The sequence below is a fragment of the Nocardiopsis tropica genome (assembly GCF_042660575.1).
In the GTDB taxonomy this organism is placed as follows: domain Bacteria; phylum Actinomycetota; class Actinomycetes; order Streptosporangiales; family Streptosporangiaceae; genus Nocardiopsis; species Nocardiopsis tropica.
In genome coordinates this window covers 426,423-438,065 of sequence record NZ_JBHSUF010000003.1, presented here as the reverse complement: position 1 = coordinate 438,065, position 11,643 = coordinate 426,423, and the positions used below count along the sequence as shown (strand labels likewise).

At 75.1% G+C, this 11,643-nt stretch carries 7 protein-coding genes; all 7 read right to left on the bottom strand.

Features of this window, described 5'->3' with window-relative positions; all coding sequences use genetic code 11:
• Nucleotides 1-145 precede the first annotated feature (145 nt).
• Genes ACFQBR_RS07455 through ACFQBR_RS07425 form a run of 7 tightly spaced genes read right to left on the bottom strand, consistent with a single transcriptional unit; the run spans nt 146 to nt 11,640 of the window.
• Complete coding sequence (locus ACFQBR_RS07455; protein WP_267949319.1) at nt 146-1,651, bottom strand: catalase; 1,506 nt, start codon at nt 1,649-1,651, stop codon at nt 146-148.
• A gap of 58 nt (nt 1,652-1,709) precedes the next feature.
• Nucleotides 1,710-2,129: a Fur family transcriptional regulator gene (locus ACFQBR_RS07450; RefSeq protein WP_344177883.1), complete on the bottom strand. Its 420-nt coding sequence runs from the start codon at nt 2,127-2,129 to the stop codon at nt 1,710-1,712.
• A 46-nt stretch (nt 2,130-2,175) separates the two neighbouring features.
• Complete coding sequence (locus ACFQBR_RS07445) at nt 2,176-3,738, bottom strand: hypothetical protein (RefSeq protein ID WP_344177880.1); 1,563 nt, start codon at nt 3,736-3,738, stop codon at nt 2,176-2,178.
• The gene (locus ACFQBR_RS07440; protein WP_344177879.1) at nt 3,735-4,775 is read right to left on the bottom strand and encodes a TRAFAC clade GTPase domain-containing protein; all 1,041 of its coding nucleotides are present in this window, start codon (nt 4,773-4,775) and stop codon (nt 3,735-3,737) included. The genes ACFQBR_RS07445 and ACFQBR_RS07440 overlap by 4 nt, the downstream gene beginning before the upstream one ends.
• Nucleotides 4,776-4,793: 18 nt before the next feature.
• Nucleotides 4,794-5,918, bottom strand: a complete 1,125-nt coding sequence (locus ACFQBR_RS07435; RefSeq protein WP_352985419.1) for a protein kinase family protein — start codon at nt 5,916-5,918, stop codon at nt 4,794-4,796.
• Nucleotides 5,915-8,356 (bottom strand): hypothetical protein, encoded by a 2,442-nt coding sequence (locus ACFQBR_RS07430; protein WP_344177874.1) that lies wholly within the window; start codon nt 8,354-8,356, stop codon nt 5,915-5,917. The genes ACFQBR_RS07435 and ACFQBR_RS07430 overlap by 4 nt, the downstream gene beginning before the upstream one ends.
• On the bottom strand, nt 8,353-11,640 hold the full coding sequence (locus ACFQBR_RS07425; protein ID WP_344177872.1) for a tubulin-like doman-containing protein: 3,288 nt from the start codon (nt 11,638-11,640) through the stop codon (nt 8,353-8,355). The genes ACFQBR_RS07430 and ACFQBR_RS07425 overlap by 4 nt, the downstream gene beginning before the upstream one ends.
• Between the last annotated feature and the right edge of the window lie 3 nt (nt 11,641-11,643).

Below are 11,643 nucleotides of genomic sequence, written 5' to 3'. Positions count from 1 at the left end.
GCTCCCGTCCCTCCTGGTCGCCGACACCCTCGCCGTGCCCGATCTCCGCTGCGGGGCCGTCCCGGAAACGGGCCGAGCCGACGCGGTCGGGACCGCGTCGGCTCGGTGTCCTGGCACCCGGGTGCTCAGGCGTTCAGGCGTGTGATCAGGCCGGAACGTTGTTCGGGTTGGCCTCGGCCGGCGAGACCTTGCCCGCCTGCAGGGCCTCGATGGCCTTGCGCACGCCCTCGCCGTAGGCGGCGTCGGCCTTGGTGCAGTTGCCGATGTGGCGCTCGATGGTGGCCTGGGAGGCGCCGTCGATCGCACGGGCGGTGTTCTCGAACAGGACCTGCTGCTGCTCCGGCGTCATCTGGCGGAACAGGTTGCCGGGCTGCTCGAAGTAGTTGTCGTCGTCCTCGCGGTAGTCGAACCGGTCGGCGGTCGCGCCCACGGCCAGCGCCGGCTCGGCGTACTGGGGCTGCTCCTGCCAGCGGCCGTAGGAGTTGGGCTCGATGCCGGGGACGCCGCCCTGGTTGCCGTCCACGCGCATGGCGCCGTCGCGGTGGTAGGTGTTGACCAGCTTGGCGCCGCGCGGGTAGTTCACCGGGATCTGGTGGTGGTTGACGCCCAGGCGGTAGCGGGCGGCGTCACCGTAGGAGAACAGGCGGCCCTGGAGCATGCGGTCGGGCGAGATGCCGATGCCCGGGACGATGTTGGCCGGGGTGAAGGCGGCCTGCTCGACGTCCGCGTGGTAGTTCTCGGGGTTGCGGTTGAGCTCGAACTCGCCGACCTCGATCAGCGGGTAGTCCTTCTTGGACCAGACCTTGGTGAGGTCGAAGGGGTGGAAGCGGTAGTCCGCGGCCTCGGCCTCGGGCATGATCTGGACGTAGAACGTCCACTTCGGGTTGTCGCCCCGCTCGATGGCCTCGAACAGGTCGCGCTGCGAGGACTCGCGGTCCTCGGCGACGACCTTGGCGGCCTCCTCGTCGGTGAGGTTCTTGATCCCCTGCTGGGTGCGGAAGTGGAACTTGGCCCAGAAGCGCTCGCCGGCCTCGTTGACGAACGAGAAGGTGTGCGAGCCGAAGCCGTGCATGTGGCGGTAGCCGTCGGGGATGCCGCGGTCCGACATGACGATGGTGACCTGGTGCAGGGCCTCGGGAAGGTTGGTCCAGAAGTCCCAGTTGTTCTCGGCCGAGCGCATGTTGGTGCGCGGGTCGCGCTTGACGGCGCGGTTCAGGTCGGGGAACTTCAGCGGGTCGCGGAAGAAGAAGACCGGGGTGTTGTTGCCGACGATGTCCCAGTTGCCCTCTTCGGTGTAGAAGCGCAGGGCGAAGCCGCGGATGTCGCGCTCGGCGTCGGCCGCGCCGCGCTCACCGGCGACGGTGGAGAAGCGGGCGAACATCTCGGTCTGCTTGCCGATCTCGGAGAAGATCGCGGCCTTGCTGTACCGGGTGATGTCGTGGGTGACCGTGAAGGTGCCGAAGGCTCCGGAACCCTTGGCGTGCATCCGGCGCTCGGGGATGACCTCGCGGTCGAAGTGGGCGAGCTTCTCCAGGAACCACAGGTCCTGGAGCAGCATCGGGCCGCGGGGGCCCGCGGTCAGGCTGTTCTGGTTGTCCGCGACGGGGGCGCCGTTGGCTGTCGTCAGCGGCTTGGTGTTGTCGTGCGACATTCGTTCCTCGGTCCTAAGGTGGGATCTCTTGGTGCTGCGGTGGAGCACCGGTCGTGTGTCAGGCCTCTTGGCAGGCGGGGCATACGCCCCAGTAGGTGACCTCGACCTCGTCTATGGCGAAGCCGTGGTCCTGTGAACCCGTCATGCAGGGGGCGGTTCCGGTGGCGCAGTCCACGTCCGCGATCACGCCGCAGCTGCGGCAGACCACGTGGTGGTGGTTGTCCCCCACCCTCCGCTCGTAGCGCGCCGCCGACCCCTCCGGTTCGATCCTCCTGACGAGCCCGGCGTCTGTCAGAGCCCTGAGCACGTCGTACACCGCTTGTGTGGACACCGCACCGAGCTGGCCGCGGACCGCCTGGAGGACGGTGCTGGCATCGGCGTGCGGATGAGCCCCGACAGCCTCCAGGACCGCCACCCGTGGCCGGGTCACGCGTAGCGAGGCCTCCCGGAGGAGGGCCTCCGTCTCCGTCTGGTGCATGGGCCCATTCAAGCACTTTTCTGGAATGATTCCAACAAAGGCCATCCTAACTGCCCGTGAACACCGCCACCGCGATCAGCACGAGGAGGAGCTGCACGATCAGGGCGGCCACGAGCCCCGGGCGGACCTCCCACCCGCCCGCCGCGGCTCCGCGCACCACGAGCCTGCGCCCGAACCCCGGGTACCGGTGCTCGACGATCCGGGTGGCCAGGTCGCTGATCCGGTCCGGGTCCCGGGTCCGGCCCAACTCGTCGAGGAGCCGCAGCAGCTCCTCCGGGACGCGGTCCGCAGGCGTCGCCGCGGGTTCCGGCCGGCCGGGGCGCCCGAGGGAGGGGACGACGGTCCCGGGCGCCGGGTCGGCGTCCGGCCGGGGGGCCGGTCCCCGGTCCGCCGGGGGAACACGCGGCCCGCCGGTCGCGGGGGAACCGGGGACCGGGTCCGGAGCCCCTTCCGTCCGCGACGAGGGGCGCCGGAGCGGAGGGGCCCGGTGCCCGGCCCGGCCGGTGCGTTCCTCCGATCCGGCGGGGCCCGCGGAGGCGTCCGGGGCCGCGGGCCCCGCCGGCCGCAGGGCGTCCTCCATGGCGCGGGGCGAGAACCGGGGCGGGTCGCCCCAGGGGGCGCTCCCCCACCGGGAGGAGCGCGCCGACGACCGCCGCATGCGCCCGGCCAGGAGTTCCAGAACCCGGGGGTGCTCGGACGTGCGGTCCTCCTGCAGCCCTTCGGTGGCCTCGGGCAGGGTGCCCGCCTCCAGGTGCCCGACGAGCCAGCGGGCGAGGTCGTGGTGGAAGGACCCGTCTCCGCCGGAGAGGACGTCGAGCGCGGTGCCGGACCCCGCACCGGCCGCGGGCCCCGGCGGCCGGAACGCGATCTTGGGCCGTGTCGGGACGGTACCGCGTTCCGGCCAGGGCTCGTAGGTGGAGAAGGACCAGTCGGACCGCCCGCCCCGGGGCTTGCGCTCGGTGCCGACCACGTCCCGCAGGACCACGTAGGCGCCCCACAGCAGGAGCAGCCTCGTCCTCTCGTCCGGGGCGGGGGCGCCCGCCGGGACGACGACGTCCACGGGGGAGCCGGGGGCCTGCAGCAGCCTCGCCACCAGGGGCGCCAGGCCCGCCTGTGCCGCGGCCTCGCGCTCCAACCGCTCGGGCAGGTCGGAGAAGCTCCCGGGGACGAGGGCCGGCGCCGTGCAGGCCCAGCCCCGCTCGGAGTCCCAGGGCTCGGACAGCCACGCGCTCAGCTCGGGCACGGCCTCCAGCGCGACCAGGAGCGCGCGGGGCGCGTTCAGGTCGTCGCCGACCACCGCCTGGGCGCGGCTGCCCCGGCGGTCGGACGGGGCGGGTTCGGGCAGGCGGCGCAGGAGGGCGCCCTGCCCGTCCTGGAACCTGCGGTACCAGTAGCTCGGCTCCGTGTGCTCGGGAGGCAGTTCCGGGGCCACCACCCCGTCCAGCCGGTCCCGCCACGTGACGAGCCGCATGTAGCCCTCGGCGCTGTCGGACAGCGAGGTGCCCACGGGTCCGATGCCCGTCCCCAGCAGGCCCTGCCTGCGGTAGCCGAACGAGATCCGCTCCAAGGGCTCCCTGCCGGTCCCCCCGGCTCCCTGCTCCGCGGTCACAGCCCCACCCCCCGCGCCCCCGGGGCCGTCGCGACCCCGGTCATCGCCATCAGCGTGAGGAAGGGCTGGAGGGTGCGCTGCGGCCGGACCGGGCGCGAGTAGCTGGGGCTGTCCGGAAGCCGGGCTCCCCCCGTCGCGGAGACCGCGTGGATCGCGCTCCTGCCGAACTCGGTCCACGGCCTCAGGTAGCTCCCGCCCTTGTCGTACCGGTCGATGAACGCGTAGAGGTCCTCCGTCTCGGCCGCGATGCGGGAGGCGTCGTCCAGGCTCACCCCGTCGCGCAGCCACCGGTCCACCGGGTGCTCGTAGCGGTACACGTCCGCCTTGCCCACCACCACGACGGCCGCCTTGTCCTGCTTGTCCTCGACCACGTCCAGGACCGCGGAGAAGGTGGTGTCGGCGCGGTCGTCCTCCAGGTCGTCGGGGGAGACGACGAACACGAACCCGTCCACCTTGTCGAAGAACGCCTGCCGCGAGACCTTGCCGACGGTGTCCATGACCTCTCCCGCGACGTCGAAGAAGGCCACCGCGCGCTGGTCGGAGCCGTCGGAGACCATCAGTCCCACCTCGAACTCCCACACGTCGTCGTTGGTGCGCGCCAGGACCCGGCCCTGGCCCAGGAGGGGGCGGACCCGGGTGTTGGTGAACCGCTCGTACGCGTTGACGTCCAGGGGGGAGGCCGACAGGCCGAACCGGTTCAGGCCCTGTTCCTGGATCGCGCCGACCATCGACGCGAGCAGGTGGGTCTTGCCGGACCGCGGCGCCCCGACGAGGGCGACCACGACCGGGTCGCGGCGCTGGTTGACGTACTGGTAGGGGAGGTGGTGCTCGGGGTACTCGTTGCCCCTGTTGGGGCACAGCACCTGGGCCCGGGTGCGCATGATCCGGAGCCGCATGTGCTCGGTGGCCCCGTCCGGGACGTACAGCGGGCGGTACTCGCCGTCCCGCCACTCCCTCAGCTCCCCGCTGTCCGGTCCGACCCGGCTCAGGCACACGGGGCAGAGGACACGGGGGGCGTCCGCGGAGTCGTCGGTCATGGGTGGTCAGCCTCTCGGTCAGCCGAAGCGGAGGAACAGGGCGACGGACACGGCCACCATCAGCACGAGCAGGAGCGCGAGGCCGACGTAGCCGGACCGGCCCGCCCCACCGACCGGCTCCTCCTCGCGGGCGGCTGCGCGGGGCGGGGGCCCACCCGCGGCGGGCGCGGCGGGGGCACGGGGCGCGGGCCCCTCGGGCGCGGACCCGTCCCCGTCCGGCGGGACCCACCCGGCCGCGAGCCTCTTGCGCTCCCTGTTCTCCCGGAACCTCGTGCGGCCCTGCCGGAGGTGGTCGCCGACCCCGGCCCGGTGGGGCGGCACCGCACCCGACACCCGGGCCAGGAGCTCCCCGGCCCCGGGACGCTCCTCGGCCTCCCCGGCGAAGACCCCCTCCAGCTGCACGGCCAGCCCGGGGTGCCCGTCCAGCGGAAGGATGCCTCCGCCGGACACGTCGTGGCCGCTCAGGGCCTGGAACAGGACCAGGCCCGCCGACCACACGTCGTCACGGGGGTCGCACCGCCCCACCGCCGCGCGCTGCTCGTGGGAGGCCCACGGGCCGACGCCCACCGACTCGCGCGCCACGCCGGCCACGGTCGCGCTGGTGAAGCCGCACACCTGCACGCCCCCGCCCCCGCCGTCCCAGCGGACGGTCCCGGGCCGGATGTCCCTGTGCACCACGTCGCAGGCCTGCAGCCAGAACAGGGCCCGGAACAGGCCCTCCCGGAAGGCCGCCCGCTCCTCCTCGAACAGCAGCCGCCTGCCCAGGACCGCGTCGAGGGGTTCGCCCCGGTAGGGCTCCAGCAGGGCGAAGGGCTCCGCGGGGTCGTCGCGGTAGCCGACCAGGCGGCTCAGCTCCGCCGGCGGGGGACCGTGCGAGGCCCTGGCCAGCCTGACCCCCGCGAGGATCTCGTTGTCCAGGGCGGCGAAGGCCCGGGCCCGGTCCTGGACGCGCTCGCCGTCGAGGGGGCGCACGGACAGCCTGAGCAGGTCGCGCCCGGACACCTCGTCGTGCACCGCCACCAGGTCCAGCAGCGGGTGCGTCGGCGCGTCGACGGTCCGGTCCGGGGCCGGGACCAGGCGGCACCGCGCGCTCTCCCGGCGGGGCGTCAGGTAGGCGGCCTCCACGGCACTGTGCTCGTTCAACGCAGGTAGTCCTCCTCCGGCCGGTCGGTCCCGGCCCCCCTGCCCTCCGCGCCCCCGCGGGGCCTGTCCGCGGGGTCCTCCCCGAAGGGCACCTCCGGCGCCTCCGCCGGCCCCCCGGCCGCGCCCGCGGCGAACGCGCCCGCCGGGTCCTCCTCCGGGTCCGGAACGGGACGCCCCGCCGCGCCCCCGTGCCCGCCGTCCGACGGCTCCGTCCGGGACCACCGGGTACGCACCACCCCCGGGCGCAGCGGGACGAGCCGCAGGACTCCCGTGAGCGCCCCCTCGCGCGTCCACACGGCCGAACGGTCCGGGAACGCCGAGTCCGGGTCCCCGTACACAGCGGCCCCCGCGCGCAGCGAGTACGGGGCGAAGCGCACCGCCCGCACCGCGGGGGCGCTCTCGCCCAGCAGGGACAGGTGGCCCGGGTCGCACAGCTGCAGCATGCGGTCCTCCGGAGCCAGGCGCAGCGTGTCCAGCGCCCGGTCCAGGTCGGGGCCGCCCCGGACCTGCCGGGGCGTGTCCGGGTCGGCGAAGCGGGGCGGGACGTGGGCGCCCGCACGGGCCAGGTGCTCCCGGTACCCCTCCAACAGGTCGGTCGCCGTGCCGTGCACCCTCCGGGAGAGGTCGCCGACAGGCGTACCCGAGCGCAGCCCGGCCAGCACCGGCTCCAGCGCGGCGCGCGCCAGTGCCGACAGGTCCGAGCGCACCACCGCCTCCAGTTCCTCCGGGTGCGAGGAGGGCGGCGGCAGGGCGGCGGCCGTCCTGGCGAAGGCGTCGGCGACGGCGCGCACCGCCCCCTGGGCGGACCGGGCGGCGTCGGCCACCCCGCTCCGCGCGGCCCCGGGGTACCAGGACTCGCGCGCACGCCGGTCGACCAGCGCCGCCAGGGCGGTGACGGACGCGTCGGCCCGCTCCGGGGCGATCCGGTCCCGCCACCTGCGGGCGAGCCGGGACCACGTGTACAGGAGCACGCCGCCCCCGGCCGCCGCGCAGGCGGGGACCGCCAGGGACAGCCACACGGGCGGCGGCACCACGAGGCCGAGCTGCAGCACCCCGCCCGCGCCCAGCCCCGCCAGGACCCCGGAGAACGCCGCCACCGCGTGCGCGACGGCGGTCGGCAGCCCGCCGCCCGGGCCGCGGGCCCTCCGTGCGCCCGCGGTGACCGCCAGGACCCAGGCCAGGGCGGTGGCGATCCCCCCGGCGAGCCCCGCGGGGCCGCCGGCGAGCGCGGGCAGCACGGGCAGGAGGAAGGCCGGGATCAGGAGCGGGGACAGCGGCCCCGGCAGGGGGAAGGGGGGCGGGTCCGCCAGGGAGCGCAGCACGTCGTCGGGGACCTCCGGGCCCGGCTGCGGAGGGGCGGCGCCGTCACGGGGGGCGACGCGTCGGGAGACCTCCTCCAGGTCCCGGGCGAGTCCGTCGAGCGGGGCGCCCCCGCGCACCCCTTCGTCCAGGAGCCGGGCGAGCGCGCCCAGCGCCTCGTCGACCTCCTCGCGGGTGGGCGGCGCGCCCCGGACCCCGGCCCGGCCCAGGGCGGCCGCGAGCCGGTTCCCGGTCAGGGGGGAGAGCTCGCGGAAGAGCCGGTCGACATGGGCGCGGTAGGCGTCCAGCGCCTCCCCGGCGGCCCGCAGCTCCTCCCGTCGCACGCGTTCGGGTGTGGTGCGTGCGAACGCCCCTCCCGGTGCGGAGAGCGAGGCCAGTGCCTCCTCCGCTGCGGCGGCCGCGTCCCGGGCGTGGCGCTCGCGGGCCCCGAGCTCCCCCGTGCCGCCGACGACGTCGACGGGACGGGGCCGGCGGGCGCCCGCCACGAGGTCCGCCAGCAGGTTCCCCCGGGAGGGCGCGGCGGCCGGGACCGTTCCGGTCCCGCCCCCGGACGCGCCCCCTCCGGAGGCGTACCGCCGCAGGGCCGCGGCCAGTGCGGAATCGGCCGCGCCGCCGCCCCTGTCGGGTTCGGACCAGCACAGGCCGGGCGAGGCGGCGGCCTCGGGCAGCTCGCCGCTCAGCTCCACGACGCGGTCGAACACCTCCACCTGCCCCAGTGCGGCGAGCAGGTGCTCCAGGCCGGCCCCGGAACCGGCGGGGACACCGGGCCGGGGCCGGGGCGGCCCCGGCGGCCGGATGCCCCAGTCCACCCCCGTGGTGTCACCGACCCACAGGGTGGCCACACCGCGCCCGGGGCCCAGCTGGCCGGGGCGGTCCAGGAACCGGCGCCCGGCGTCCGCGGTCGGGGGGCCCACGGCGACGCACACCGCGGAGCGGACGCGGCCGCTGGTGAACACCGCCTCGTAGGCGGCCGCGTGTCCGGCCAGCAGCCGGGTCCCGTCCAGGAGGACGACCCGGTCGGCCCCGGTGAGGGGGGTGCCCTCCCCGAGTTCGCCGAGGACGGCCCCCAGGGCCTCCGCCGGGCTGCTCCCGCGCAGGTCGAACAGGCGCACGCTCATCGCAGCGGGTCACCCTCCCGGCCGCCGGACCGTCCGAGGCCGTTCCCGACCCCGTCCCCGCCGAAGTCCATGCCGTCGGGACCGGGCTCCCCGGGGCCCGCGGTCCGGTACCCGTGTCCCGCCCCGCCGCCCGAGGCCGACGCCTCCGAGCGCAGCTGCCCCAGGTTGGAGAACAGCGGCATGTGCACCCCCGTGAAGTCCAGGTCCATGGCGGCGGGCACGGTGAGCTCCCAGAAGTCCCGTGCCTGGAGCAGTCTGCCGCGCGAGCTGCCGGGCAGGCCCTGCGCCATCCGCTCCAGCCGCCGCGCCTCGCTCCGGTCGTCGGCCAGGCGGCAGAAGGCCTCGAAGACCGGGTGCGGGGGCTCCGGCCTGCTGTCGACGCCGAACGGCACCTCCCGCATGAGCTGGGTGCTGAACTGCCCCGTGATGCCGTCCTCGCCGGTGAAGGCCCAGCGCTCGTAGGCCTGGAGCAGGCTGCCCCAGGAGGAGGTGCGGCCCAGGGGCGCCAGCCGCAGCGGCATGGTGACCCCGCCGCCCAGGGTGAAGCGGACCTCGTCCGGGGCCGACGGGTCGCCGACCACGGACGCCCTCCCGTTCCACAGGGCGCTGAGCAGCCGCTGCAGGATGCGGACCCGGTGCCGCTCCGTCGTGGCCAGGTGGCTGAAGTCGTACCCGAGCCGCTGGCGCCAGGGCAGGTGGTCGCCGGGCTCGTGGCGGATGAGCGCGTCGGACCACAGCCGCATGACCTCCCGGACCTCGGGGACCTCGGTGATGCCCATGGAACTGCGGAAGAGGACCACGCTGATGCTCTCGGCGCCGGTCACCCGGTACTCGAACCTGTGCCCGGCGCCCCGCGGCAGGTTGAGCATCTCCCTCAGGCACTGCTCGACAGCGGCGTTCTTGGTCGGGGAGTCGTAGGAGATCAGGATCTTGAGCGGGCCGTTTCCCTGGGGGTCGTACCCCACCGGGAGCAGGCCGGCCACCTGGGCGCGGAAGCGGGCCAGGTCCTCCTCGGCGATCCTGCCCGCCGTCTGCCCCGCGGCGTGGGAGAGCAGGTCCGCCAGCCGGGGCAGGAGGTGGGTCCTGGGGGACTCCGGGTCTCGCAAAAAACTCTTGACCCAGGTCTTGAGCCGTTCGCGAAGGAAGGCCACGGCCTCGGCCGGACCGCTCTCCAGGGCGGCGCCGAAGGCCTCCGCCCAGATGTGCGGTCCGAGGAGCGTCTGGACCAGTTCGGCGTCGGTGGGGGAGGCGTGCAGCTGTCCCGACTCGTGCAGGTCCCGAACCACCTGCTCCCGGACCCGCGCGAAGAACGGTTCGAGGTCGCCGCCGGACGGGGGGAGGAGGTAGGAGACCCCGGTGCGCTGCCGGTAGAGCTCGCGGGAGAGCCGTTCGAAGCGGGGGCGGTCGGCCCGGGCGTGCTCGTCCAGCTGCTGGACGAGCGCGGGCAGGTCCCGCGCCATCTGCGCGGTCTGCTGCTTCCAGCGGGGCTCGGCCGCTGCCCAGGCCTCGCTCCAGGCGGTCCGTGTCTGCCAGTCGTACCAGGCGTCCTGGCGCGCCCGGGCTGCGGAGGGCTCGGGGTCGGCGAAGCGGATCCTGCGCAGGCCGCCCAGCCGGTCCCGCATCTCGGGCAGGGCCGGGAACCCGTTCATGCCCTCCGGGGGCGGGGGTGCGTCGCGGCGCCGCTGGATCAGGCCGAGGACCCCCAGCTGCGCCGTCGGATCGCTGCTCCGGGGGTCGCCCGAGAGCACGCGCAGCGCCTGGAAGGGGTCCAGGCCGGAGAGCAGCGCGCGTACCCCGGCCCGGTGGTCGAAGCTCCGGGCCAGGTCGGGAGCCTCGCGGGCGAGGCGGGAGCGCAGGGCCGCCAGGCTGTGCTTCATGGCCTCGCCGCGGTCGTACAGGGCCCCCGCGACCTCCTTGGCGCCGTCCGCGGGCTGCGGTTCGGCGAAGCCGATGCCGGTCCGGGCCAGGAGCGGGTGCAGCTGGGCCTCGGAGAAGAAGTTCCGCAGCGCCTCCTGGATCTGCTCCGGGGGGAGCGCGCGCATCGGCGCCTGCATGTCCTCCACCGCCGAGCGCAGCAGCCGGGAGCCGATGATGTCGGCGATCTCGTCGACGGGCACGGTCATGGAGGCGACCAGGGCGGTCGACACGCCCTGGTTGCCGATGCCCGTCTCGGCCGAGGAACCGCGCTTGCTGTCCCCGTTGATGAAGCTGTCCGCGAAGGACTGGTACTCCTGCTGCGCAGCGGGGGCCTCCTCGGCCTTGTCGTCGGGGTCGGTCCCGGCCAGGGACAGCATCAGGGAGACCACCGAGCGGTGCAGGTCCTCGCGGTCGGTCCCGGTCGGCCTGTTGAACAGGAACGCCGTCTGCATCGTGGAGGACGCCATCTGGACGCGGCCCTCCACCGGGTAGTGGACGCAGGCCTCCTCGCGGCTGCGGAGCGAGGGACGGGTGTCGTCGGCCAGCTCCAGGGAGGCCTCGCGCCCGTTCTGGTCGTCGACGAGGCGGAACAGGTCCAGGAGGGCGCGGCCCGCGTTGAGCCGGGCGTTGCGCCCGCCGCCGAACCCCTCGTCGAAGGACGAGGGCATGAGGACCAGGGGGTAGATCTGGATGCGCATGCCCGAGCGCTCGAAGGCCCGGGCGATCAGGTGCAGGTAGTCGTAGAAGATCCCGGCCCCCGTGCCGCCCGCGACGGAGAACGAGACGAACACGTCGCACGCGCGGGGCAGCGCGCCGCCCAGCGCGGCCAGGTCCCCGGCCGAGGTGGCGAGCCGGTTGATCGCCTCGTGCAGGGGGGCGACGGCCGGCCCCACGCCGCCCCGGAAGGTCTCGAACAGGGCGGCCCGGCCCACCGTGGGGAACTGCCCGGCCCCGTGGTCCAGCGGCGCCACCCGGGGTTCGCCCGCCTCGGGCGGGAGCCAGTGCCCCACCGTCTCGCCCGCGCTCAGCCGCAGGCTGCGCGCGGCCTCCGGGTAGGTGCGGACCTCGGGCAGCAGGTCGCGCACGTAGTGGGCGGTGCGCTCGACCGCGGGGAAGTACTGGCGTCCGGGCACCACGCTCGAGGGCATGGCGTCCAGCTGGCTGCGGCTGACGTCGGCGTAGACGAACTGCACGCAGGACGGCAGCTGGTAGGGGAGGAGGTCGGCGCCCGGGCGGCGCCTCTGGAACTCGGTCCCGTCGGGGCCGCAGAACTCCTCGCGCATACGGCGTTCGAGCTCGGCGCCGATACGGCAGCCGGTGCCGCCGAGACCGACGTACAGAAGCGGCTGGTAGAGCTTCATCGTCATGGA

Excerpts from the sequence above, each read along its gene's own strand:
- ACFQBR_RS07455 (WP_267949319.1), bottom strand. The coding sequence starts at position 1,651 with ATGTCGCACGACAACACCAAGCCGCTGACGACAGCCAACGGCGCCCCC.
- ACFQBR_RS07450 (WP_344177883.1), bottom strand. The coding sequence starts at position 2,129 with ATGCACCAGACGGAGACGGAGGCCCTCCTCCGGGAGGCCTCGCTACGC.
- ACFQBR_RS07440 (WP_344177879.1), bottom strand. The coding sequence starts at position 4,775 with ATGACCGACGACTCCGCGGACGCCCCCCGTGTCCTCTGCCCCGTGTGC.
- ACFQBR_RS07430 (WP_344177874.1), bottom strand. The coding sequence starts at position 8,356 with ATGAGCGTGCGCCTGTTCGACCTGCGCGGGAGCAGCCCGGCGGAGGCC.
- ACFQBR_RS07425 (WP_344177872.1), bottom strand. The coding sequence starts at position 11,640 with ATGACGATGAAGCTCTACCAGCCGCTTCTGTACGTCGGTCTCGGCGGC.